The following is a 25,312-nucleotide window of genomic DNA, read 5'->3' as shown; positions in this document are numbered from 1 at the left end:
TTTTCTGGGGCGTACTCCGTACCTGTTTCTTTATTTTCCAAAGAAACCCGCATTTACGTCAAGAGCAAGGCGGCCCATTAAGGGGCGGCCCCTCGGTCATGGATCATGACGTTCGGGACAGCCCCTTCTCTCTTAAAGCTTGTTCAATTGATCGATGATTTCCTGAGGCTCCATCCGTATCATGAGGTCCGGAGTCACGTGCGCGCGGCGGACGATCCCTTCTTGATCGATAATAAACGTCCCCGTAATCGGCAGAATCCAGCGGTCGGTTTGGTTGAATTCGGCGAGGTCCATACCAGACTTTGTATAGAGGTTTCGCAGGTAATCCGGCAATTCATACAGCACTCGGTAGCTTTCCGCGACACGGCCGTTCGAGTCGCTCAGCACCTGGAACGTCAGGTTCTCCTTCTCCTTATGGGACAGCGAGTTGTCGGGGCTTTGCAGCGATACGGCCAGCAGTTGGCCGCCAAGCTTCTCGATCTCCGGCAGCAATTGCCGGTAAGCCCGAAGCTGGATATTGCAGAACGGACACCAGCTGCCGCGGTAGAAGGTCAGAACGACCGGTCCTTTCGCAAGCTCGTCATATAGGTTCACTTGCTCTCCGAGCGGGTCGGCCAGCGTAAAATCCGGAGCTTGGTCCCCTTCCTTTAAACCGAACACCATGCCGGACTCCTGCTGCTCCTTGATGTGCCGAAACACCTGCGATTGCACTTCTTCGGGCGCGGTAGCGATAAAGTGTTCCTTCGCTTGATCCAATAACGGTTTGATCGTCATGGTCCAACACTCCCTTTAAGCTGGATTCGTTTACCGCCACTCCACGATCTCGTCGAGAATTTGCCTTGCTTTCGGACGTTTGGGATTGTCTTGCCGATATCCGAAAGCGACCATGCAGGATAAACCGAAATCGTTGCCGTTGATAATCCCTTCACTTTGCAGAATAGCGGTCGCCTGTTTTCTGTCAAAGCCTTCGATGGGACAGGAATCAATGCCGATTTGGGCCGCGGCGGTCATCATGTTCCCCAATGCGATATAGGTTTGTTTGCTGGCCCATTCGAAAAGGAGACGGTCGTTATCTTCGAGGTCCGTTTCGACGAAGGTTTGATAGGAACCCAAAAAATGCGGAATCAACTCTTCCGGGAAATGATGAATGTCGTTCACCATTTTGGCCATATGAGCCGAATCATGCCTTAAGCCTTGTCTGGCCAAGATCACGACAAAGTGGCTGGCGGTAGGCAGCGAACCTTGGGCGCCGGCGGTTACCGGTTTTAATTTTTCGCGAAGCGCCGCATTCTGGATCACGACAAACCTCCAAGGCTCGAGGCCTGCCGAGCTTGGAGACAGTCTTCCTGTCTCCAAGATAAAGCGAAAATCCTCGTCCGAGATCTTTTGGTTAGGGTCGAATGCCCTGCAAGCGTATCTGAACTGATAGGCCTGTAAAATTTCTTGTTTTTTGCTCTCCGTTCCGATCATGCGAAATCAGCCTCCTTATGTGATTTGCACATATAACAAGGCAGGGCTCTGATTTGTGACATCGGAGACGCAAAAAAATTTTGAACGGGCGAATCCGTCAGCCGATGCACTGCCGCGCGCGCAAGAAGGCGATCCGCGCGCGGGCGCGGATCGCCTTCTTTTCCCATCATGCCATTGCGCAAGCCGCTCGCGGCTTCACCCCTTGACCGCTCCGTCCGTAATCCCCTGGATGATCCAGCGCTGGAAGAACGCGAAGATCACGACGATCGGCAGCGACGACAGGATAAGCGAGGCCAGAATGAGCGGCCATTCGCGGCTGTACTTGCCGAAGAACATATTGATCGTCAGCACGAGCGTATAGGCGCGATAGTCGTTGAGCAGCAGCACCGGCAGCAGGAAGTCGTTCCACAGCCAGAGCAGATTGAGCACGACGATCGTAAACGTAATGGGTCCCAGCAGCGGGAAAATAATGAGGAAGAACGCCCTCCACTCGCCGCAGCCGTCCATCAGAGCGGATTCGTCGAGCTCGCGCGGAACGCCCTTGACGAACCCGTGGTAGAGGAAGATCGCCATGTTGACGCCGAGCCCCGCGCAGACGACGCCGAGGCCGAACGGGGAGCCCTGCAGTCCCAGGTCGCGGGCCATCTTCGTCAGCGTGACCATGATCGTCTGGAACGGGATGAGCATCGAGGCGACGAACAGCAGGAAGAGCCCTTGGCTGAGCCGGCCCCGCGTACGGGACAGCTTGTAGCCGGCCAGCGAGCTGAACAGCACGATGCCGACAATGCCGGTCACCGTCACGATGATCGTGTTCAGACCGCTCTTCAGCATATTCGCCTTGCGGAAGGCGTCCGAATAGTTCTCGAAGCGCACGGTCGAAGGCCAGCTCAGCACGGAACGGTAAATCTCGCTTTGGTTTTTAAACGAATTGAGGATCGCCATATAGATCGGAAACAGGAAATAGACGGCCAGCAGCGCGAGAACGAGCCAGGCGGCGGTCGGATAGATTCGTCTGCTCACGCTTCCACCTCGCGTTTCTTCATGACCGTCACTTGAATCATGGTGATGACGAAAATGATCAGAAACAGGATGATCGCCTTCGAGCTGGCGTAGCCATACCGGTTGTTGCCCTGGTAAGCCTCTTCCAGAATGTTCATCGTGATGACCTGCGTTCCCCGGCCGGGCCCTCCGCCCGTTAGCGCATAGACGAGATCGTACACCTTGAACGAGCTGTTCAGCGTCAGGAAAATGCAGATGGTCAGCGCATGGGCGATCAGCGGCATCGTAATATAGCGGAACATGTGAAGAGGCTGGGCCCCGTCGATGATCGCCGCTTCCTTCAGATGCTGGGGAATGCCCTGGATGGCCGACATGTAGATGAGCATCAGCGTCCCGACGCCGCCCCAGACGGAGACGATCAGAAGGGTCCAGAACGAGACGCTCGGTTCTCCCAGCCAGGACAGCCCCAGGAACGACAGTCCCTTATGCTCGGACAGGGCGGGGACGACCTTCGAGAAGACGAACACCCACATGAACGTGCTGATAATGACGCTCAGCATGTTCGGCATGAAGAAGATCGTGCGGAACACGCCTTTCGCCTTCCGTCTGGATTCGATCAGCAGAGCCAGCAGCAGCGCGAGCACATTCTGGAAGACGACGGCGCAGACGACGTACTTGGCCGTGAACCAGATGGCGGAGCGGAAATAATGGTCGTCCCGGATCGCTTCGACGAAATTCCGGAACCCGACGAATCCGTAGGTCTTGTTCAGCCCGTTCCAGTCGGTGAAGCTGTAATACGAGCCCTGCAGCATCGGGATCACCAGGAAAAGAAGGTACAGCGCGAACGCGGGCATCACGAACGACAGCAGCGAGAGGGCGGAACGATAGCGGCGGCTTCTCACGCGGTTAATCATGAAGTTCGCCTCTACTTGTTCGCCGCGTTGGCGTCCTTCCACGTCTTGTCCAGATCCTTGATGACGTCTTCCTTGGACATCTTCTTGTCGTAGTAGGATTGCAGCGCCTTGCCGACTTCGTCCTTGACGGCGGGCGGAATGACGGGATCCTGATACGACAGGCCTTGGTTGATATAGACGTTGGCGTCCTCGACCCACGGGTACGGCTTGAACGTATGATTCTTGGACACCGGGTTGAACTTCAGGCTCTGGTACAGATCGTTCGACGCCTGATCGTCCAGGATGAAGTTGAGCAGATCCGTGGCGACTTCTTTATTCTTGCTGTTCGGCGGAACGGCCAGCGCGGTCGATACCGACACGTCGATCATCGAAGCCTTGGGATCGTCGTTGATCGGCAGCGGGGCGGTGCCGAAATCGGCATCCGGATTCGCCTTCAGGATGGCGTCGGCATCCCAAGTCCCCATGACCCACATCGCCGCCTTGCCGTTGGCGAAGTCTGCCGCTCCGTCGTCGTTGCCGACTTCGAACGCGCGGTCTGTGCCGTTGGCGTTAACCAAATCGATAATGTCGAACATCTCCTGCAGCTCCGAGAAGCTGCCCTGGCCGCTGTTCATCTTGTCGATGAAGTCCGGATGCGACGTGTTGACCAGTCCGCCCACCGTCAGCGGCAGGAACAGCTGCGGAATCCAGTCTTCCTTGTAGCTGAGCAGGAACGGCGTCACTTTATTGTCCTTCAGCTTCTGAACGACGTCCTTCATCTCCGACAGCGTGGAGGGCGGCGTCAGGCCGAGATCGCTGAAAATTTTCTTGTTGTACAGGAATCCCCACGACAGGCTCTCCATCGGCACCGCGAGCACCTTGCCGTCGATCGAGACGAGCGGCTTGATGCCGTCGAGCAGTTTGTCCGCGAACGGCTGATCCGTCATGTCCGTCAGATAGCCGGCTTTATAGAACGAAGGCATATCGTTGACGGCATGCAGGCTGAACACGTCCGGCACGTCGCCCGTCGCAAGGCGCGTCTTCAGAATTTGCGGCGCGTTGTCGGCGCCGGGATATTCGGAGTTGAACGTCACCTCGATGTTCTTGTCCGCCTTCTCCTTCTCCGCGAACTTCTCGAAGTAGCCGTCGAACTGCTCGCGGAACCGGTCGAGCCCGCCCAGAAAAATCTTGAGCTCGACTTTCTTGGGAGCCGCCGAGACGCTCTCTTGGGCGGCCCCGCTCGGGCTGCCGCTCGGACTGCCGCTTGCGCCGCTGCCGGCGCTGTCCGCCGAGCCGCTCGCCTGGTTGCCGTTGTTCCCGCTGCCGCAAGCGGCCGTCAGGCCGAGCGCCGTAATCGCCGCCAGAACGGATAGGGTTTTCTTCATCTTTCGGACCTCCCTTTGATGGTGATAACGCTTACTTCCGAGTATAACGGGAGGCCGGGCGCCGCACATTGGACTGCATTTGCACGTTTTTATGGACAATATTGATATGGACGAGCTTCCGCTCTCCCCTCACTCCTCGCCCGCTTCGCTCTCTCTCGCTTGCGCGGGCGTCATGCCCGTCACTTTTTTGAAGATGCGGTGAAAGTAGGTGAGGTCCGTATAGCCCACCGCCTCCGCCGCTCCCTTGATCGACGCTCCGGACCGGCGCAGAAGCCGCAGCGCTTCCTCGATCCGTCTGGCGATGACGTAATCCATCACCGTCGTCCCCGTCTCCTGCTTGAACGTCCTCGCCAGATGCTCCCTGCTGACGAAGTGGCGGCCCGCGAGCGACTCGAGCGTGATCGGCTCCGCATAGGCACGGTCGATATACTCGCGAATCCGCTCGATATCGATGCGGTTCCTGCTTCTCCGCCACTGCGTCGCCCGCTCCAGAGCGGCGGCGTACGAGAAGGACAGCATGCCGACCCATTCATCCGTCGGCGTGGCATCGGTCACGAAGAAGGTCGCCGCCGTCTCCGGCAGCGCAGGCTCGATATCCGCCTTGGCGGAGAGCTCGTCGAGCAGCAGCATGAAGTGCCGGTAGAGCGAATGGGAGAAGCCCGGGGCCAAGAGGTTCTGCGCGCGCAGCGCCGCCGCCAGCGCCTCGAACCGTTCCCGCACGGCTTCGATCCGCAGCTCCTGGAACGCTCGCGCGATCTGCTCCTTCAAGCCGGTCACGACGCTCATCACGTCCCGGTCCAGCGGCAGCGCGGCATGCAGCCCTCTGGCGGCCCTGAGCTCCGCCACCGCTTTCTCCAGCGCCCGGTTCAGCTCGTCCTTCTGCACCGGCTTCATGATGTACTCGTCCACCTTGGACAGAATCGCCTGCTTCGTGTAGGCAAAGTCGTCGAAGCCGCTGATGACGATCTTGCGGACGAACGGATGGTCTTCGGACAGCCTCCGCAGCAATTCGGCTCCGTCCATGCCGCGCATCTTCATGTCCGTGATGACGATCTCCGGCCGAAGCTCGCCGATGAGCCGAAGACCGCTTAGGCCCTCCTCCGCTTCCTCGATGCGCTCGATGCCGAAGCGCTCCCAATCGGCGAGCCGCTTGATGCTGTCGCGCGTCCAATACTCGTCGTCGATAATGACCGCCTTCATGCCGTAGCCGTCCCCTCCTCGCGCTGCGCCGGCAGCAGCAGCCGGACCGTCGTCCCTGCCTGCTCCGCGCTGGTGACGAACAAACCGTACTCCTCGCCGAGCAGCATCTTGATTCTGGCATTGACGTTGCTCATTCCCATGCCCTCCCCTTCCTTCTCATCGTCCGCTTCCCGGCCGAGCTGCCTGCGAATCTCGCCAAGCCGCGCTTCCCCGATGCCGAACCCGTTGTCCTCGATCTCGATTTGCACTTCGTCCATGACCATCTCCGCCCGAATGACCAGCGACCAGGCGTCCATCTTCCCTTCCAGCCCGTGAATGAAGCAATTCTCCACCAGCGGCTGCAGGGAGAACTTCGGAATCCGGCAGGGAAGACACGCTTCGTCGGCCTCGATGCGGACGGATATCATATGCCCAAATCTCAGCTTCTGGATTTGCAGGTAGCTGCCGACATGCTCCAGTTCGTCCGCCACGGTGACCAGGTCGGATTTCATGCGGATGGCATAGCGGAACAGGTCGCTGATCGCCCGAACGTGATCGTTGATCTCCGGCACGTCCCGAGACAGGGCGATGCCTCCGATCGCCTGGAGGGCGTTATGGAGGAAATGCGGATTGATCTGCGCTTGCATCGCCTTGACCTGCGCCGTCCGCTTCTCGATCTTGGCCTTGTATTCCGTCTGAATGAGATCCTTGATCCGCCCGATCATCGAGTTGAACCGCCGCTCCAGCGTGCCGATCTCGTCGCTGCGCGGCGCCCGCAGGCCGACGTCGAAATTCTGGATCTCGACCGCCTTCATCGACCGCGTCAAGCGGATGATCGGCTTCGTCAGGAAGTACGCCGTCAGGATGGAGGCGGCGATCGCCACAATCGTAAACGCGGCCGCGGTCACCAGGCTGAAGTTCAGCGTCGAGGAGGCGCCCTGCGTCACGTACCGGATCGGAATGAACTTCACGATCCAGACCCGATCCGCCGCCGTCGGCTGGAAGAACAGGAATCCCTTCTTCGAAGCCGCGTAGCCGGAGCCGGCCGGATCGCCGAACGCCGTCTTGAGCGCCTCCGCCTCGATGGTCATGCCGGCGTCGTAAGGACTGTACAGAACGTTCCCGTCCCCGTCCGCCAGAAACACCTCGCTGTTCGATTCCGAATGAATCATTTCGAGCACGCTGTCCATCATCTTCCACCGCACCGTCAGCATGACGCCGCCGAGCACTTCCTGATCCGAGAACCGGTTCATGCTTCGTACGATCGTGAACGTGTTCATCTTGTCGTTCACCAGCCGGTTAATCGTCTGATGTCCGGCCCCGAGCGCCCCCCAGTCGGCGTAAGGCGTCGCGAGCTGCTCCGTCGCGGCGCTCGCATCCTTGTCCGCGTAATACAGGCGGCCTTGAGACTTGAGATACAGCGCCACCCGCGAGATGTTCTTGTTGTTGGCGCTGTAAAGCGACTTCAGCTTGTCGATCGTGTACTGGCTCACGAATTCGGGCGACTCCGGGAGCTGGAGGGCGCCTCCGTTCGCGTTGGGGAACAGATTGCCGTCCAGGAGAAGCGAATACGCGACCGCCTGCAGCTGGTCGATCTTCTCGTCGAAGTATTTGGCCGCCCAATCCATCCGGGATTCGTTCGAACGGACGACCTCGGACGTCAGAGAACGCTTCGTCGTTTGGGTCGCGAACAGCGTGACCAGCGACAGCGGCAGCACCGCGATCAGCACCATAAGCAGCATCAGTTTGTACCTTAGACTCTTCTGAAAAGGGCGCAATAAACCCCGCAACGTTCTCTTGGCCAGCCGCAATGCCATCGCCATATCCCCGCTTCCCCGCGTAATCATATCTCCCTGCCGACAGTTTGAGGCGTCACCCCCCTGGGTGTCAACGCTTTCAAATAAGAAGCGGCGAGAAACGCCGATCTCCTCCACGCGAAATCTTCAAACCCTGAATACGCTCTTTGATGAGCCGATAAAGGGAGAAAATCCGTTTCGCCAAGCGGTTCAAGTAGGGCGGTTGCGTGTTCGGGTGACAGCGGGTGACGGGAAATAGAGGGCGACGGTCGCTAACGAATCCACACGACGCTATTTCGGCAAAATCGAAGGTTGGCCCATTCTAACGAATCTTATAAACTCTTTTTGGCGAAAAAGCGCCTTGCTTCCCGCTCGCTGAGGCAAATAAGGCTTTTCCGGTTCGTTAGAATCCAAATTGGTCTCCACGAAGGCGAATAAGAACGCTACGATTCGTTAGGCCGTCGCCGCAGCCATGCATGCGATCGTCAACTGCCCATTCCCGCGATGCCGCCAGCGCCTCGTTCAAGGCTGCATCCCGCTCCGTCTTTATTAACTGTCAAAAAGAGGCGGGCCGCAGCCGGCCCGCCTCTTTCCTTTGCCGATTCCCCTTACATCCGCGGGGAGAGTCGGCTCTCCATATATCGCTTGATCTCCTGAAGAAGCCCGACGGAAGCGTCGATCTCCACCTTGCGCGTGGAGACACTTTCTACGCTGGACCCGATCGGAATTCCCTTCTCCAGGCCGAATTCGAACAGCTCCTCGAACACCATGCGGGACAGCCGCACGGAATAGTCGAGGATGTCTTGGCAATGAATCAGCTCGTTCTCAAGCCACTTGGGGATGCTGATGCCGAGCCACTTCATGAACGCGAGCGTCTTCTGAGAGCCGCAAGGCGCCAGATTGAACAAGATCGGCGCCATCGGAATGCCGTTCTCGCGGCAATAATAATAATAGTCCGACAGAAAATTTTTGGACGCCTCGACGTCGTAAGTGGCTTGGGAGACGAAGAACGAGCAGCCGCCCTGCTGCTTGGCCGCGACCCGCAGATGTTCGTCTCCCTTGCTCTCGTGCCGTTCGGGAATGACGACGCCGCCGATCTTGAGCCGGCCGTTCAAGGCCATGCCAAGCCGATAGGCATCGGGCAACTTCATCGTCACGGCCTGCTTGCTCGACGATGCCCCCACGAACACCGAGAAGCGATCCTCGTCCGCGTCCGTCCCGATCCACTCCCCGAGCTCTTCCTCGGATTGCTTGCCTACCACCTTGTAAATGATTTTCGGCACTTGCAGCGCGCTTAAGTAATCTTTGCTATATCGGCTCGGATCGATCGTCGACAAATAGGGAAAAGGCCGGTCCTGCTCGGTCCGGTCGGCTTCGTCCTGCACGTCATACAGAATCAAGCCGTCGATCCCGACGTCCTGCAGCCGTTCCACCTGCTTGCCGGCAATCTCGGCGATCTTGTCGGCGGGATAATTTTGCTTCGGAGGCGTCATTCCGTATGTTAAAATGCCGGCTTGCCGATTTGCGATTTTGTGCGTCAGCATGAGCGATGCTCCTTATAACCCCGGGTTGGGATGCGCCCCGGTCCCTTGGAAGGGAACTTGAACTTCATCGCTCATTTTACCACCTTGAACGGATATAGCGCGTATCGAATGTTCTATAGCCGGCTATAGCCTCAGGCTATAACAAAAGATAACCATCAACCATTCGCCGATGGCGATGGCGATGCTGCGGTGTCCGTGGGTGGATCAGGCGCACGGCTCTTGATTGGATGCGGGAGAGGTCGGGTCAGTTTTGTTATATTCGTTTTATTCTTTGAGGCGGTTACGGTGAAAAGTTATGATGTAGCCAAAGACCATTATTTTCTCAGAAGGTCGTGAGGAAATGATCGAGATTACCGTTGAACGGGTACGCCGATTAATCGATAGCCAATTTCCGGAATGGACGAATCTGGAACTAAAGCCCGTGGAAAAGAGCGGCCATGACAACCGCACCTATCGGTTGGGCAACGAGATGACCGTTCGTCTTCCGAGCCATGAACGTTACGCCTCGGCTGTCGAGAAAGAGTTGACGTGGCTTCCTGTTTTCAAGCCACTTCTTTCCTTGCCCATTCCGGTCCCCGTTGCAAAAGGAGAGCCCTCGGACGAATATCCTCTTCCCTGGTCCGTCAACCGGTGGATTGACGGCGACACCGTCACTCCTGACAACATACTCGGCCCAAACGAATTTGCCGAGGAACTTGCGGGATTTTTGAAAGAGTTGGAGGCCATCGACGCAAGCCGCGGCATTCCGGCAGGCGTTCAGAACTTTCACCGAGGGGGAAATCTTGCGGTTTACGATGAGGAGACAAGGTCTGTCATCGAAATGCTATCCAGCCCCTTTGACCAAAAGCTGCTAACGGAAATATGGGGGCTTGCCCTCGCGACAAGATACCAGGCGGCGCCGCTATGGCTGCATGGCGATGTTGCCGTAGGCAATCTGCTCGTGAGGCATGGGCGGCTGTGCGGCGTCATTGATTTCGGAACGATGGGCGTGGGCGACCCTTCGAGCGACCTCGTCATGGCCTGGAACTTTTTTGACGACGAGAGCCGCGAAGTATTCCTGAAACTGATGAATTTCGATGAGGATACCGTTCATCGCGCGCGCGGCTGGGCCTTATGGAAAGCACTCATCACCTATGCTCGAAACAAGAAAGGCTCGGAAGCCTCGAACTGGGGAAAGCGTGTGATCGATACCGTCATCCGAGACTACAAACGCCTTTAAGAGCACTGCGGCATTTGGGATACGGCACACCATACCGGGATACCCCGTTAAATCCGTCTCTAGGCGAAATAGAAAGGCACCCGCGATCGGGTGCCTTCAGATTGTCGAGAAGCCCCGGGCCTGAATCTAGGCCCTATTTCATGATGTCCGCGTTCCCTCGCCAGACGACGACTGCCTCGCCGCAGCTTCGAATCGTTCAGCGGCGGCGTTCTTCACCCGCAGCAGCGTTCCGTCCTCTTGTTCCTCCAACGTATATAGGCCGAACGTGGCCATGTTGTCCCGACGGGGCAGACCGTTCGTGCGGTACGGCCAATCGGCCATATCGAAAAACGGGAACCACGTCACTCCGTATAGTTCCACGCCTTCCCTTACAAGTTCCTCGGAAGCTTGGATCACCTCGTTCAGCCAATCAACGCGTTCCGCCACGGTTCCGTTGTAGCTCGTCTCCGTGATCATGATCGGCTTGCCGTACCGCCGATACAAATCATGAACGATATGCTTCATATCTTCAGCCGTTCCCGGCACGGGAGCGGGAATTTGCTCCTTTAAGATTACACTTTCGTCTATCGAATTCACGGAAAACTGCGGATAGTAGTTTACGCCTATGATATCCGGCTCGATCCGGTTGTCGCGATACCATTCCAAATCCGATTCATGGATATGATGATTCAATGCCCATTCGTATAAAGGATGCCCCGCGGAGATGCGGCCTTGAACGAGCTCCCACATAACGTACCTCAGTTCGTTCCAGAACGCCGCTTCTTTTTCGCATGCAGGTGCGCTCGGCACGAACTTTTTGGACGCTTCGACATGTACCATGACCGATTCCGGCTGCGCCCGCTTCAGCGCCTGAACGGTTCGAACGATGCCCTTGCATAACTGGTTCATCATCAGCGCGAAGCCGAGACGGCCTTGCAGGTAAGGGGGCCAGACGCCGCTCCAGCCGCACCACTCCGCATTGATCCAGGGTTCGTTCAAAGGGGTGTAGAATGGGACGATATGCGCATATCTTGCGGCGAACGCCGCCGCGTAACGGGCCACCAACTCGGGGTAACGGGCGTTCATGAATTCGTTCTTCAGCCACAGAGGCGTACCGTAATGCATCAGATCGACGATCGGTCGCAGCTCCGGGTGGCTTTCGAAATAGGCCATCACCTGATCGGTCCACGACCAATCGTAGACGCCGTCTTCCGGCTCCACGCGATACCAGGGGATTCCATAGCGGATCATGGCCGCGCCCGAATCGCGAACGCGATCCAGATCTTCGCGCCAGAAGCGATAGTGCTGAATCAATTCATATTCGTCAAGCGGCCTTTCGCCGCGAGCGGTCTGACCGATAAACGTATCTTCGATCCCGACCGCCCAGATCCATCGATTGCGGTTAGGCATAGTTGTCTCCTCTCGTCTCCTTACTCCTTAAGCCCTGTGAAGGCCACGCCCTGCACGAAATACTTTTGCGCAAACACGAAAGCGATGACCAACGGAGCGGTCGCGATCGCAGCGCCCGCAGTCAAGATGCCGTACTCGACGACGTGCTGGCCCATGAAGAGCGCCAGTCCCGCCGGGAGTGTCCGCATCCCTTGCGAATTCGTGATAATAAACGGCCACAGCAGATCGTTCCAGTTGTACATGAGGTGGAAGACCGCCAAACTCGCGAGCGCGGGCTTGGCCAGCGGTAGAATGATTTGCGCGTACAGCCGGAATTCGGAGCAGCCGTCCATGCGGGCGGCTTCGTCCAACTCCCTAGGCAAGCCGACGAAAAATTGCCGCAGCATGAAGATTCCGAAAGCATTCGTCGCTCGCGGCACGATCAGCGCGGCGTAGGTGTTGATCCAGCCCCAATCGTTCAGCATGATAAACAGCGGGATCATGGTCACCTGAATCGGAATCATCAGCGCGATGAGCACCAGCACGAAGAGCGAATGGCGTCCGCGGAACTGCAGCCGGGCAAATGCGTAGGCGGCCATCGAATCGAAAAAAAGCGAAATCAGCGTCACGCCGCAGGAGAATAAAACACTGTTTTTAAAAAACAGCAAAAACGGAATTCGATTCCACACGTCGAGATAAGAGGCGAACGTCCAGGTCGATGGAAAAAAGGTTGGCGGAAAGCGCACGATTTCGCTCTCCGGCTTCAATGAAGTCATCAGCATCCAAGCGAAAGGAAACGCGATCGCCACCCCCGCCACGACCAGGAGCAGGTACTGAACGCTTCGCCATGGGGTTACCTTCATGACCTTAGCCCCTCCTAATCGATATCGTTGAAGCGGAACAGCTTAAGCTGCAGCAGCGTAATGAGCAGCACGACGACAAACAGCATCCAGGCGATCGCGGACGCATAGCCCATGTCCAACAGCTCGAAGCCTTGGTGGTAGATGTAGTACACAATCGTCTCCGTGCTGTTCAGCGGCCCTCCGCGCGTCATGACGTATACCTGATCGAATACTTGGAAAGAACCGATGACCGAGATAATGACGACGAACAGCAGCGTCTGGCGCAAGGATGGCAGCGTAATTCGCCAGAATCGCTGCAGCGGGCCGGCTCCGTCCATTCTCGCCGCTTCGTAGAGGGAAGGCGAGATGGATTGCAGCCCCGCCAGCAGAATGACCATATTGAAGCCGACGTTTTTCCAGATCGCCACCATGATGACCGCCGGCATCGCCCATGTCGTGCTTCGCAGCCAATCGTTCGACGGAAGGCCAAGCTCCTTGAACCAATAGGAGAGCAGGCCGATATCGGGATCCAGCAGGAAGCTCCAAATGATCGAGATGATGGCGAACGACGTCAGAACCGGCAAGAAATAAACCGCCTTGAAAGCCCCCATTCCTCTTAGCGGCTCATTGGCGAGAAGCGCAAGTCCAAGCGACAGAACGATACCGAGCGGAACGGAGCCGAGCGTAAAATAAAGCGTCTTGTCTGCCGCGTTCCAGAAACGGCCGTCATGGACCAGCTTGCGATAATTGTCGAGTCCGACGTAGGGATGAGTCGCATCCAATAGGCTCCAGTGATGGAAGCTGAGCCAGAGAGAATTAAGAATCGGCCAGAACACGAACAAAATCAAGATGACCATCGACGGCAACAGAAAAAAGAAGGCCGCCCGCTTCTGCTTGCGGCTGGGTGAGAACCGTCCTTGAACGATATTCATGTTAACCTCCTTGGGGCAGGACTGTAACGCCCGCCCCTTCCTGCAATCATTCGGCTGTTAATCATTACCGTCCAAAATGTCCTGCAGCTGCTTGTTGGCTTGAGCCAGCGCATCCTCCGCCGACGATTTTTGGTTGGTAATCGCCTGAATGGCCGGGATGATGACGTCGGCATCGATTTTGTCGTACTGCTCCAATCCGGGCAGATAGTACTTGGCATTGTTGGATTCGGCCGCGAATTTCGGCACGAACGGATTCTGCTTCAGCCTCTCGTCATCGCCCAGATCGGTTCGCACCGGCGGGAATCCGGTCTCGCCGGACAATTGCGCTTGGGCATCCTTGCTAACCCAGTACTGCATAAACTCGCGGACCGCGTCGATGTGCTTCGTGTTTTTGCCGGCGACAAGCACCGCCGAGCTGGCCAAAGTGACTTCGCCCGCGGGTCCCGCCGGAATCGGCGCCACATCATAGTTGAGTCCCGCGTCCGTATAGCCTGCCGTCGCCCATGGCCCGTTCATCTCCATCGCCGCCTTGCCGGATTGGAACAGCTTGTCGGCTTCGGCCCCGGTCAGGTTGGTTGGCGAGGCGCCTTTGCCGACCACCAGATCGGACCATCTCTTGATCGCCTCCACCGTCTTCGGATCGGTCATCGTGGCGGTCTTGCCATCCGTCGAGACGAAGTCGCCGCCGTTGCCCCATACCAGGATCGGCCACATCGCGATCGTCGCATGATCGGCCAGCGCGATGCCGTACTGCTTGTCGCTGCCGTCCGACTTCGTCGTCTTCTCGATAGCGTCGATCCATTCGTCCCAAGTGGCAGGCGGCTTCTCCGGATCGAGACCCGCCGCCTTGAACAAATCTTTATTATAGTAAAGCAGCAGTGTGGCATTGTTCGCCGGCACCCCAAAGAACTTGCCCTCATACTTCATCACGTTCGCCAACGGTTGCGGGAATATGCCGGGATCGATTCCGTTCCCGTACAGATCGTCCAGCGGCAGGATCAACTGGGACTTGGCGTACTTGGTAATGAGCGACGAATCGAACGCAGCGATATCCGGCCCTTGGCCGGTCGCCAGCGAGGTCGGCAGTTTAGCCAGCAGCGTATCCCACGGAGAAACGTCCATCGTTACCTGAATGTTCGGATGCGTGTCATTGAACTGCTTGACCAGATTCTCGTAGCCCGGACGGTCCGGGCCGGTAAACCCGTTCCAGAACGTCAGGCGAACAGCCTTGCCGTCATCGGATTTGCCGGATGGCGCCTGCGACTGCGACGAATTGGCGCTCTGGCTGTTCTGATCGTTCTGGCCGTTCCCGCCGCATGCCGCCAGCAGCAATGACGCGGCCAGAAGCGAAGCGGATGTTGCGATCCAAGGTTTGCTTGCCATTTGTGCAATCCTCCCTTTATTGAATCGATTCAATTTTTGGGCAAAAAAATTTATTGCGGTTGTCCTCCGCAAGATTCGCGGATAATCAGCCGCGTGGAGACGATGCTGCGCTTCTCCGGCACCTCCCTGTCTTGAAGCACCGCCAGCAGCTTCTCCGCCGCCATCCGGCCGATTTCGCGCATCGGCTGATGAACGGTCGTCAGTTCGGGAGTGACGGCATCGGCCATGTCGATATCGTCGAAGCCGACGACGGACACTTCCTCCGGCACCGCGATGTTCATTCTCTTCAGCTGCTTCAAGGCGCCGATGGCCATCAGATCGTTCCCTGCAAAGATGCCGTCGTACCGAACGTTCGCCGCTCTTAACTCCTCGACCGCGGCGGCACCCGCTTCGCGGGAGAAATCCTTCTCGACGACAAGCGAAGCATCATACAAAATCTGATGATCCGACAAAGCCTGCTTGTAGCCTTCCAGACGATCTACGCTCTCCTGATGATCGAGCGGTCCGGAAATGTGAACGATTCTTCTTCTTCCCAGACCCGCCAAATGGCTGGCCGCCTCGTATGCGCCTCTGAAATCGTCCCGTTCGACGGTCAGCACTTCTTCGTGATGCCATTTGCCCAAGTACACGACCGGAAAGCCGGATTCGACCATACGCAAAATATTGCGATCCTTCAGCGAAGCAGAAGACAGGATGATGCCGTCTACTCTGTTGCTTCTTAAAATTTTGTCATAAGCCTTGGCCTCTTCCTTCTCCGATGGAGTCGTGGAAATCTGCAGGTTGTAGCTATACTCCTCCAACACTTCGGTGATGCCTTCCAGCAGCTTTAGAAAATAGGGATGCGAAAAAACGTGGCTCGACGTATTCGGAATGACGAATGCGATCGTTTCCGTTTTCCTGGATCTCAAGCTGCGACCGACTTCGTTCGGAATATAATTAAGCTTATGCGCCGCCTCCTCTACAAGTTTACGAGTCTTCTCGTTAATCCTCGGATCTCCGGCCAAGGCATACGATACCGTGCCGGTCGAAACCCCGGCCACCTTGGCCACGTCCTTAATCGTAACTTTCCCTTTCCCCATTCCTTGCACCCCGATTCGGCTTGCGGCATTACTCATGTTTTATTATTGAATCGATTCAATTTCATTTCACGGTTTATTATAAAACGTTTCCATTGTCGCGTCAATTCCCTTTTGTTATAGATGAATGGAGAGTAATGGATAGCTTGGGCCGCCTCAGCCGGGTATCGCTTTCTTGCGGAAGCGGCTGGGCGACTCGCCGGCGATTTTTTTGAACACCATGCTGAAATAATTGGAGTTCTCGTAGCCGACCTCGCGGGATATTTCCTGAACCGACAGCCCGGTGGTCAACAGCAGCCGCTTGGCTTCGCCGATGCGCCGCCGGATCATGTAGCTGATCGGGGAATAGCCGGTCTCTTCCTTGAAGATATGCGAGAGATAATGAGGGCTGATATAAAGCTGATTGGCAATCTCGCTTAACGGGATGTCGCGCGTATAGTTCTTGTCGATATATTCCTTGATCCGCAGGCCGATCGAGCCGGGCTTCGGCGCGACCGATCCGCCGCCTCCGCTGTTCGTGATGCGAATGATCAGAATGAGCAGCGAGATCAAGCCGTGCCGGCATACATGCTCGAATCCGAGCACCTGCGAATTCACTTCCTCGAAAATATTGGAGATCAGACTCTCCGCCTGCTTGCTGTACTGCCCCGTTTGAATGACGGGACAAGCGCCTGCCGGCAGAATGCAGCCTTCCTCCACGCCGTGCAAAGCCAAGTCGCCGACGCCGCAAAAATAGGTGACGAGCGGTTTCTCGGGATTGGACCTTTCCTCGTGAACGACGCCCCGGTTATAAATCAACAGATCGCCCTTGCCGGCGATATAGTGATCGTCGCCGATTCGGAAGCTGCCTTCCCCTTCGCTGATGTAAATGATCTCGCTCAAATCGTCATGGGCGTGGCTCGGAAAAATCCAGTCGGGTTCGTTGCTGATCTGTCCGGCGTAATAAAGCAATGGCAGCCGGTCGTCGCGGAAGATCGCCTTCTCCGTGCGCGGAAATTGAATTTGCACCATCGGAACTGGGCCACCTCGCTAGCCGTTTGTAGGTTGCGGGACGGAAAGTTTCGGGGTTGCCGAGCGGCAGCGCCGCCGGCAGGGAAATAGTTGTAAGCGGTTTCTATACGGCGATTTTACCATATGCCTCGCCGTATGTACAGGTAACGCGACGGCCGGGACGGATGGCAAGATAGCTGAGATTTTTCGCAAGATAACCCATTCAGCTAGTCACAAAAGGCGATTATGCTGAATGTAAGCGTTGCATTCAAGCCAACTGTCCTGGAAGGAATGAAGAGCATGTCGGAGCAGACGATCATTCGGGAGACGTTCGAAAAAGGAAAAGGCGTGTTCCGCCTGAAGCCGGTGTTCGTGCCGCGCCGTTTCGGCCGGGCGGGACGGCGGCTCAGGCTGCACCCGGACGATTATTACGCCCTCGGCACGAAGCGCGGCTCGATCAAGGAGCGCTGGTTCTCCTCCGTGATCGCGGCGATGAACGGGCCGCTCGCTTCGCCCGACGAGGGCATGAGCCGCGTGGCCGCCGACGAGGAGGGAACCCGAACGTTCCTGCTGCGCGATGCCGTTCTGGAACTCGGCGCGGCGCTGATCGGGCCCAAGCTGCATGCGCAGTACGGCATGTGGCCGATGTACGCCAAGTTTTTCGATTTCCGTACGCCGCTCTTCCATCATCTCCATCTCGACGAAGCCGCCTCCGCGCTGGTCGGCCGGGCGGGCAAGCCGGAAGCGTACTATTTTCCGCCTCAGCTCAACTCGCATCTCGGCTCGTTCCCGGTAACCTACTTCGGCTACGATCCGGACGTCACGCGAGAGCAGGTTCGGGAACGGCTGCTCGCCTTCGAATGCGGCGACAATCGGATAACGGAGCTGTCGCGGGCCTACCGGATCGAGCTCGGCACAGGCTGGTATACGCCGCCGGGCGTCGTCCATGCGCCGGGCTCGGTGCTGACGTACGAGCCGCAATGGAACAGCGACGTCAATTCGGTCCATGAGAACATCGTCGCGGACGAAGTGTACCCGTATGAATTTCTCGTCGAGAACTGCCCGGAGGAACGCAAGTACGACATCGACTACATCATGAGCCTATTGGACTGGGAAAAGAACGTCGATCCGCATTACAAGCGGCACTACTTCCGGCCGCCGATTGTCTGCCCTCATTCGGACGAACGGCATACGGAGAAGTGGATCGCCTATGGCAACGACTATTTCGGCGCCAAGGAGCTGACGGTCCATCCCGGGCAGACGGTTACGGTCCGCGACGAAGCGGCATACGGGTGCATCGTCGTTCAGGGACACGGCGGCTTCGGCGGTTTTACCGCCGAGTCGGCGGGCATGCTGCGGTTCGGCGCCATGAGCGCGGACGAATTTTTCGTCTCCGAAGAAGCGGCCAAAGCCGGCATCCTCGTGCGGAACGACAGCCGCTGGGAGCCGCTCGTCATGCTGAAGCATTTCGGGCCGAACCATCCTCAGATGCCGAAATCCACCGCGCCCTAAGACGAACCCTACCTACCTGAACGAAAGGACGATGAACGATCGCCATGCAAAATTATGAGCGTAAAAACGAAACGATCCGATCCGCATTTCTGGAGCTGAAGCGGAACCATCCCGAGCGGCTGCGCACCCGTCTGAACCTCTCCTGGAGCAACTGGGGATTCGGCATGGAATCGCTGGAGGACACCGCCAAGCGGCTGAACCGGGCAGGCATTCGCTTTATCGAACTGCACGGCAACCATTACGGACCCGATCTGGGCCACCGGCCCCAAGAGACGATGGAGCTGCTCGCCGCCTACGGCATTCGGGCAGCGGGGGTATGCGGCATGTTTTCCGCGGACAACGACCTGTCCGGCAATCGGGCGGTTCACCGCCAGGCCGCGTTGGACTATCTCCGGAGGGAGATCGAATTCACGGCGGCTGTAGGCGGCTCCTACCTGCTGGTGGTGCCTGCTGCGGTCGGCCGTCCGGGCAAATACGACGACATGGAATTCGACCGCAGCGCGGAGACGCTGCGCCTCGTGGCGGACCGATTCGCGGAGGCGGGCGTTCGGGCGGCGATCGAGCCGATCCGCTCGGCGGAGACTTCCATCGTTCATACGATCGCCGAAGCGAAAGCGTATATCGCCGCTGTCGGTCATCCCGGAATCGCCCACATCAACGGCGACGTCTACCATATGCAGTCGGAAGAGGCGCATATCGGCGAAGCGCTGCTGGAGGCGGGCGACCTGCTCGTGAACCTGCATCTGGCGGACAGCAACCGCGGAGCGCTTGGCGACGGCTCGATGGATCTGGATACGATCATCATGGCGCTGTACGTGCTCGGCTTTAACCGGGAGGGCCGCTATGTGACGCCGGAGCCGCTTGGACCGGGCGGCGACCCGTACCCCGCCATGTACGGCAAACCGGACACGGCAAAGCTGGAGCGTCTGGTGACCCAGTCGGCGAACTATTTTCGGCAAAGGGAAGAAGCGCTGCTCGCCTAAGGCGGGCAATCGCGAAAGGAGGAGATCAGCTTGACGGAATGGAGAAGAAATGTTCACGGCGACATTCATGCGATGGGCAACGGGCGATTGCTCGCATACGCGCGCGGCGCCGATATCGTGCGCGTGTTCGGGCCGCCCTACAGCAGCCCGGCGATGGCCGAGGCAAGCTGGAGCGCCGCAGGCGCGGCGGAGCCTCTCGCCTTCGAGTCGCGCCGGCTTTGCGGCACGAACATCTGGCAGAGCCGCATCCCGGGCGGCGCGGCGGAATGGGAGATGTTCGTCTCGCCGGCGTTGAACGTCTATGCCGTGCGGGCGCGCGCCGACATGCCGTTGCGGCTGGAGCTGCGGCTGCCGAAGCGCTTCGAATGCTGCCCGCTGGCCGGCGTCGGGACCGCGGATGCGGATGCGGCTTATTTGATCGTCAGCCCGATCGATGCCCGGGTGTATACGTATCCGTCGGGCGAGCGGACGTATTTGGCCGTGCTCGGCCGCGGCGTCGTCTCGGCGAGCGTGTCGGAGGACCGGCTGACGCTGGAGTTCGCGCCGGGGGAGATGGAGCTGAGGCTCGTCGGCGGCTCGTCGTATCCCGATCTGGCGGGCGAGACCGAGGCCGCGCAGCGGCTGTCTTATGGGCAGCTGCGGGAATCGGCAAGCGCGTCCGACGCGCTGACGGCGTCGCGCCTGGTGCTGCCGGACGCGTCGCGGACTCCGTTTGCAGACGAGGGCGAACGCATCCGCGAGCTGTGCGAAAGCGTCGCCTTCCTCATCAAAGCCCAGCAGTCGGAGGACGGGGGACTGATGGCCGGGCACAACTACCAGTTGGCCTACGTGCGCGACCAATACGGCACCTGCCGGGGGCTGCTCGCCCTGGGGCTTTACGAGGAAGCAAGGCGCAACCTGGAATTCCGATTCTCCAAATGGCGCCATTTCGGCAATCTGCATAACGCGGAATCGATGGGTCATCACCGCAACCGCCACATTCACGAGAATGACGACGTGGAGCAAACCGCCTATACGATCCTGCAGGCATTCGATTACGCCGAGCAGTCCGGCGATTGGGCGACACTGGAGCGGGTGTTCCCCATGCTCGATTGGTGCTGGAGGGTGCAGCTTCCCCATCTGCATCGCGGAATGCTTCCGTTCAACGGCGACGAGACCTATGTGGCCGGCGGATTTCTGCCCCGCTCCGCGCTGAACGACGGCTCGATGGAAGCGACGCTGCTGTTCCTGGAGGCGGGCCGCCGTCTGCTGCCGCCGGCGCGAAGCCGCGGGCTGTGGAAGCCCGCCGAAGCGGAAGCCTATGAGCGGGTATGGAAGGATACGGCGCTGCGGTTCCGCGGCAACTTTTGGCGAGAAAACGGCTTCATAGCCAATGCGCCGGCGCGGGCGCTGACGGCCGACCTGCCGGCATTCCGGCACGGGGTCTGCGAGGCCAGCCCGCAGGAAGGCTTCTACTTCGGCTGGACGATGCGTACGCCGGAGAACCGCTACCTCTCCCCGGCGCGCGCCGCTTCCATGAAGCTGCCGGCGATGCCGGGCGAACCGCTGCGAATCCATTCGGCCGGCTTGCTGCCAGCCTTCATCGGCTCGAGCGCCGTCGCGGCCGCGGAGCGAGCGGCGGAAGCCCGCTCGGCGCTGGAGCAGTTTGAGCGCCTGGGCTACCTGCCATCGCGCCCCGACAGCAGCCGGTTCGTCGGCTACGACATCGGTCTGCTGCTGTACAATCTGACGGAGCTTGGCCATCCCGCGACGGCGGACGTTCTGCGGCATCTGCTCGATATCGCCGATACGGCAGGCGCTTGGGTCGAGTACTACGACGAGGGGCGGCCGATGGGCACGCGCTGCCGTCCCTGGGAGAGCGGCGTCAATATCGCCGCGATCGCGCATGCCGTGCGAAGCGCCGCGCGCCGGGAAGGGTGACGGCGATGGGGAAGCTGGAGAAGAGAGAAGCGCTGGCCGGCTATCTGTTCATCTTGCCGTGGGTTTGCGGATTTCTTGTCTTCGTTCTGTTCTCTTTGGTGATGGCTTTCTATACGAGTCTGACCGACTGGAACCTGCTGTCGCCGGCGCGCTGGGTCGGCTTCGCCAACTACAACGCGGTGCTGCACGACGATCTGTTCTGGAAATCGCTCCGGGTGACGCTCATTTACGTCTGCACCTCGGTACCGCTTGGCATCGCGCTGGGCTTCTCGATGGCGCTGCTGCTCAATCAGAAGGTGCGGGGATTGTCGTTCTGGCGGCTGGTCTACTATTTCCCGGCGGTGCTCTCGGGCGTGGCCGTCTCGCTGATGTGGATCTGGGTATTCAATCCGGACTTCGGCATTGTCAATCTGGCCCTCTCGCTGTTCGGAATTCCCGGTCCCGGCTGGATCGCCGACACGCATTGGGCGCTTCCCTCCATCGTGGTCATGAGCCTGTGGGGCGCCGGCGGCGGCATGATTATTTATCTGGCCGGCCTGCAGGGCATCCCTACGGAGCTGTACGAGGCGGCGCAGATCGACGGCGCTTCCGTCTGGAAGAAATTCAGCTTTATTACCGTGCCGATGATGACGCCGGTTATTTTCTTCAACCTCATCATGGGCGCGATATCGGGCTTTCAGGTCTTTACCGAGGCGTACGTCATCACCGGCGGCGGCCCGGACAACGCCACGCTCATGTACGGGCTGTACCTCTATATGAACGCATTCAAATACTTCAAGATGGGCTACGCGTCTGCCCTGGCCTGGATCCTGTTCCTGATCATCCTGGCGATCACGTCGCTGCTGTTCGCAACGTCGAGACGATGGGTATTCTACGCGGACGGAGGCGATCGCTCATGACGACGAGCAGGCGCAACCTGTTGTCGCGGATCGTCATCTACGGCATTTTGACCATAGGGGCCGTAATCGTGTGCGCTCCGCTGTGGTGGATGATTACCACCTCGGTCAAACCGCTGGCCGACGTGTTCCTGTTCCCGCCGGAGATCATTCCGTCGCGGTTCCGGTGGGACAATTACGCGGATGTCTTCCGTCTGCTGCCGTTCGGCCGTTATTTTCTGAACACGCTCCTCATTGCCGTCTTCGCCGTCGCGGGCAGCAGCTTCTCGTCCGCGCTGGTCGGCTACGGCTTCGCCAAACTGCGGTTTCCAGGAAGCCAGGCGCTGTTCATGCTGATGCTCGGGACGATCATGATTCCCTATTACACGACTTTGGTACCGCAATTCATCATGTACCGCACGTTCGGCTGGCTCAATACGTACCTGCCGCTGATCGTGCCCTCTTTCTTCGGGACCCCGTTCTACATTTTCCTCTACCGGCAGTTTTTCCGGAACATTCCGAGAGATTACAACGAAGCGGCAATTATCGACGGCTGCGGCTATTGGAGAACGTTCATCCGCGTCATTCTGCCGATGTCGATCCCGGTTGTGAACGTCGTGGCCATCTATGCCTTCAACGGCGTATGGAACGATTTTCTCGGCCCACTCATCTACATCAACTCCGAGAAGCAGCGCACCATCCAGCTCGGCATCAACGCTCTTCGCGGATTGCATACGGTCGAATGGGGGCTGCTGATGGCCGCTTCCGTCATCGCGCTCGTTCCGACCGTGCTGATCTTCTTCTTCCTGCAGCGGAAGATGATTCAAGGCGTCGTCGTCTCGGGCGTCAAAGGCTGACCTGCCGCCGCATGAAGGAGGTGATCGCCCGGCTTGGCAGGGAGGCTGAAGCAGCTTCGCCATAGAAACGGCTTGACCAAACAAACAGGGAGGGTTCTCGGCATGCAAAAGAAAAAAGCGCTTTGGACAGGGTTGGTTCTGCTGCTTGCGGCGGCTTTGACGGCAGCTTGTTCCGACGGCTCCCCTTCGGAGTCGTCCTCCGGCAGCAGCGGCGGCTCCAAGGGGAAGGTGACGATCAGCATGGCGTACACCGGAGATCAGAACGCGCTCGACACGTTGAAAAAGCGGTTGAATCAATATCTGGACCCGTCGCTCAACATCAGCGTCGACGTGACGCTGATTCCGGGCGGCGAATATTGGGATAAAGTATCGACGATGTTCGCTGGAGGAACGCCGCCCGACGTGCTGTTCATGAGCGAACCGTTCAAACAGTACGCGAAGCAAAGCAGCCTGCTGGATTTGACGTCGTATATCGAAGCCAGCCCGACGTTTAACCGGGACGACTTCTATCCGGCCTCCCTAGAATTCTACCAATATAACGGCAAACAATTCGGAGTGCCGCAGGATCTGAACACGTGGGTCATTTTCTATAATGAGGATTTGTTCAAGGAGGCGGGCGTGAAGACGCCTTGGGAGTACTATCAGGAAGGCGACTGGACTTGGGACAATTACCTGGACGTCGCCAAGAAGCTGACCAAGATAAGCGGCGACCGCGTCACCCAATACGGTACCGGCTATCCGGCCATTGCCGGCTGGTCGTACAGCGCCTGGGTATTCGCGGGCGGGGGCAACTACAAGAGCGCCGACGGCAAAACCTCGACGATGTCCGACCCGAAGACGTTGGCCGCGTTCCAATTCACGACCGGGCTGGCGAATCAGTACGAGGTCGCGCCGATGCCGGCGACGGGCGGCGGCACGAACATTACGGGAATGACGTTCGCTACCGGGAAAGTGGCCATGGAAGCGAACGGTTCCTGGAGCATCGGCGGCTACAAGGACATGAAGTTCAAGTGGAACATCGCGCCGATGCCGGTCGTTCCCGGGGTCGATCCGTTGACCAGCTATATTCACAACTCCGGCTTCGCGATCTCCGCCTCGACCAAGCATCCCCAGGAAGCGTGGGCCGTCCTGGAGGCGCTCGTCAAACCGGAATCTTACGCCGACGATGCGGCGTCCAGAGGCATCATTCCGCCGCGCCCGAGCGTGGTCGCATCCGAGAAAATTCTAAACGCCCCCGGCATGCCTTCCAACGCGTCGGTCATTTCCGATATGCTGGCCAAAGGCAAACTGTTCCCGTTTGACGAGACGTACGCCGAGGAAGAGAAAGTGTATACCGACATCGGGAACGAGATTCTGACCAAGAAAGTGACCCCCGAGGACGGCGCGGCGGAGATGGATCGGAAGGTGAACGAGATTCTCGCCAAGCAGTAAGCTGCTCGTGACCGGCGTTCTGGCTTCGAAAGAAGGCTGCCGAGCCGGCAGCCTTCTTCCGGTTATTGGGCGGGAACGCCGGCGGCAACCGGCTGCTGCCAGACTTGAAACTTGTTGCCGTCCGGATCCTTGAAGTTCAGCTGCAGCCCGCAGCCGCCCTCATCGCGAACCGTCTCCTCCGTCCACGCTCCCGACTGCTGCAATAATTGATACATGGAACGAATATCGTCCGTTTCGAAGCAGATCGGAAACATCTCGAACGGCATTCCGTTCTCCGCCCAGCCGGTCGTCATGAAGTGCAACGGATGACCGTTCTCGCAGGGAAGCAGGAACAACCATTGACCGCTGTCCATAATCATGATTGCCCCGCGGCCCGGCTCGATCGGGGAGCGAAGCTTCAATCCGAGCACGCGCTCGTACCATTCCGCCGACGCGGCCACATCTTTCACCGGTAAATATGCACACTCAATGCGCTTTAATAAAGCTTTTTTCGCCATCTTTTCCAGCCTCCTCTTCTTTACGGCACTTTATAAACGAACGGCGTAACCGATTCCATACACGCTCAATAAAAAAAATTCATTCTCTTTCATGCCGATACGACCATAATCAAATTGCCGTCCGGATCCTGGAAGGTAAAATGCACCTTGCCGCCCTCCTG

The 25,312-nt window shown here is 58.3% G+C and carries 22 protein-coding genes; 7 read left to right on the top strand and 15 right to left on the bottom strand.

The window, feature by feature from the left end:
- Positions 1-132: 132 nt before the first annotated feature.
- From H7C18_RS11200 to H7C18_RS11165, 8 genes are all read right to left on the bottom strand, one after another.
- Complete coding sequence (locus tag H7C18_RS11200; protein ID WP_185129144.1) at positions 133-774, bottom strand: peroxiredoxin-like family protein; 642 nt, start codon at positions 772-774, stop codon at positions 133-135.
- Between the two features lie 30 nt (positions 775-804).
- Positions 805-1,470 (bottom strand): NAD(P)H-dependent oxidoreductase, encoded by a 666-nt coding sequence (locus tag H7C18_RS11195; protein ID WP_185129143.1) that lies wholly within the window; start codon positions 1,468-1,470, stop codon positions 805-807.
- Between the two features lie 195 nt (positions 1,471-1,665).
- Complete coding sequence (locus H7C18_RS11190) at positions 1,666-2,490, bottom strand: carbohydrate ABC transporter permease (protein WP_420481852.1); 825 nt, start codon at positions 2,488-2,490, stop codon at positions 1,666-1,668.
- Complete coding sequence (locus H7C18_RS11185; protein WP_185129142.1) at positions 2,487-3,383, bottom strand: carbohydrate ABC transporter permease; 897 nt, start codon at positions 3,381-3,383, stop codon at positions 2,487-2,489. The genes H7C18_RS11190 and H7C18_RS11185 overlap by 4 nt, the downstream gene beginning before the upstream one ends.
- Positions 3,384-3,394: 11 nt before the next feature.
- Positions 3,395-4,747 (bottom strand): ABC transporter substrate-binding protein, encoded by a 1,353-nt coding sequence (locus tag H7C18_RS11180; protein WP_185129141.1) that lies wholly within the window; start codon positions 4,745-4,747, stop codon positions 3,395-3,397.
- A gap of 129 nt (positions 4,748-4,876) precedes the next feature.
- Positions 4,877-5,947, bottom strand: coding sequence for a response regulator transcription factor (locus H7C18_RS11175; protein ID WP_185129140.1), 1,071 nt, complete (start codon positions 5,945-5,947; stop codon positions 4,877-4,879).
- Positions 5,944-7,749 (bottom strand): sensor histidine kinase, encoded by a 1,806-nt coding sequence (locus tag H7C18_RS11170; RefSeq protein WP_185129139.1) that lies wholly within the window; start codon positions 7,747-7,749, stop codon positions 5,944-5,946. Before H7C18_RS11170 ends, H7C18_RS11175 begins: the two co-directional genes overlap by 4 nt.
- Positions 7,750-8,330: 581 nt before the next feature.
- Positions 8,331-9,266 (bottom strand): methylenetetrahydrofolate reductase, encoded by a 936-nt coding sequence (locus tag H7C18_RS11165; RefSeq protein ID WP_185129138.1) that lies wholly within the window; start codon positions 9,264-9,266, stop codon positions 8,331-8,333.
- Positions 9,267-9,606: 340 nt separating this feature from the next.
- On the opposite strand from H7C18_RS11165, the gene H7C18_RS11160 reads away from it, so the two are divergent.
- The gene (locus tag H7C18_RS11160) at positions 9,607-10,485 is read left to right on the top strand and encodes an aminoglycoside phosphotransferase family protein (RefSeq protein ID WP_185129137.1); all 879 of its coding nucleotides are present in this window, start codon (positions 9,607-9,609) and stop codon (positions 10,483-10,485) included.
- A 138-nt stretch (positions 10,486-10,623) separates the two neighbouring features.
- Here the strand turns inward: H7C18_RS11160 and H7C18_RS11155 are convergent, their stop codons facing one another.
- The 6 genes from H7C18_RS11155 to H7C18_RS11130 all read right to left on the bottom strand — a co-directional run bounded on the left by H7C18_RS11155 (position 10,624) and on the right by H7C18_RS11130 (position 17,097).
- Positions 10,624-11,874, bottom strand: a complete 1,251-nt coding sequence (locus tag H7C18_RS11155) for a family 1 glycosylhydrolase (protein ID WP_185129136.1) — start codon at positions 11,872-11,874, stop codon at positions 10,624-10,626.
- A gap of 20 nt (positions 11,875-11,894) precedes the next feature.
- On the bottom strand, positions 11,895-12,716 hold the full coding sequence (locus tag H7C18_RS11150) for a carbohydrate ABC transporter permease (protein WP_185129135.1): 822 nt from the start codon (positions 12,714-12,716) through the stop codon (positions 11,895-11,897).
- Positions 12,717-12,730: 14 nt separating this feature from the next.
- Positions 12,731-13,627, bottom strand: a complete 897-nt coding sequence (locus tag H7C18_RS11145) for a carbohydrate ABC transporter permease (RefSeq protein WP_185129134.1) — start codon at positions 13,625-13,627, stop codon at positions 12,731-12,733.
- Positions 13,628-13,684: 57 nt separating this feature from the next.
- Entirely contained in the window at positions 13,685-15,010 is a 1,326-nt protein-coding gene (locus tag H7C18_RS11140; protein ID WP_185129133.1) for an ABC transporter substrate-binding protein, read from the bottom strand.
- A 50-nt stretch (positions 15,011-15,060) separates the two neighbouring features.
- A complete protein-coding gene (locus H7C18_RS11135) occupies positions 15,061-16,089 on the bottom strand; it encodes a LacI family DNA-binding transcriptional regulator (RefSeq protein ID WP_185129132.1) in 1,029 nt (342 codons plus the stop codon).
- 153 nt (positions 16,090-16,242) lie between these two features.
- Positions 16,243-17,097 carry an AraC family transcriptional regulator gene (locus tag H7C18_RS11130; protein ID WP_185129131.1) on the bottom strand — a complete coding sequence of 285 codons (855 nt, stop codon included), beginning with the start codon at positions 17,095-17,097 and terminating at the stop codon, positions 16,243-16,245.
- A 279-nt stretch (positions 17,098-17,376) separates the two neighbouring features.
- Here H7C18_RS11130 and H7C18_RS11125 point away from each other — a divergent pair, with 279 nt between their 5' ends.
- The 6 genes from H7C18_RS11125 to H7C18_RS11100 all read left to right on the top strand — a co-directional run bounded on the left by H7C18_RS11125 (position 17,377) and on the right by H7C18_RS11100 (position 24,654).
- On the top strand, positions 17,377-18,588 hold the full coding sequence (locus H7C18_RS11125; RefSeq protein ID WP_185129130.1) for a cupin domain-containing protein: 1,212 nt from the start codon (positions 17,377-17,379) through the stop codon (positions 18,586-18,588).
- 44 nt (positions 18,589-18,632) lie between these two features.
- Positions 18,633-19,571: a sugar phosphate isomerase/epimerase family protein gene (locus H7C18_RS11120; RefSeq protein ID WP_185129129.1), complete on the top strand. Its 939-nt coding sequence runs from the start codon at positions 18,633-18,635 to the stop codon at positions 19,569-19,571.
- Between the two features lie 30 nt (positions 19,572-19,601).
- A complete protein-coding gene (locus H7C18_RS11115) occupies positions 19,602-21,491 on the top strand; it encodes a hypothetical protein (RefSeq protein ID WP_185129128.1) in 1,890 nt (629 codons plus the stop codon).
- Between the two features lie 5 nt (positions 21,492-21,496).
- Positions 21,497-22,390 carry a carbohydrate ABC transporter permease gene (locus H7C18_RS11110; RefSeq protein WP_185129127.1) on the top strand — a complete coding sequence of 298 codons (894 nt, stop codon included), beginning with the start codon at positions 21,497-21,499 and terminating at the stop codon, positions 22,388-22,390.
- Complete coding sequence (locus H7C18_RS11105) at positions 22,387-23,223, top strand: carbohydrate ABC transporter permease (protein WP_185129126.1); 837 nt, start codon at positions 22,387-22,389, stop codon at positions 23,221-23,223. The genes H7C18_RS11110 and H7C18_RS11105 overlap by 4 nt, the downstream gene beginning before the upstream one ends.
- Positions 23,224-23,325: 102 nt before the next feature.
- Entirely contained in the window at positions 23,326-24,654 is a 1,329-nt protein-coding gene (locus tag H7C18_RS11100) for an ABC transporter substrate-binding protein (RefSeq protein WP_185129125.1), read from the top strand.
- Positions 24,655-24,716: 62 nt separating this feature from the next.
- Here the strand turns inward: H7C18_RS11100 and H7C18_RS11095 are convergent, their stop codons facing one another.
- The gene (locus tag H7C18_RS11095; protein WP_185129124.1) at positions 24,717-25,151 is read right to left on the bottom strand and encodes a VOC family protein; all 435 of its coding nucleotides are present in this window, start codon (positions 25,149-25,151) and stop codon (positions 24,717-24,719) included.
- Positions 25,152-25,312 lie beyond the last annotated feature (161 nt).

This window comes from Cohnella zeiphila, assembly GCF_014212055.1.
In the GTDB taxonomy this organism is placed as follows: domain Bacteria; phylum Bacillota; class Bacilli; order Paenibacillales; family Paenibacillaceae; genus Cohnella; species Cohnella zeiphila.
This window is presented reverse-complemented; position numbering and strand designations above follow the sequence as displayed.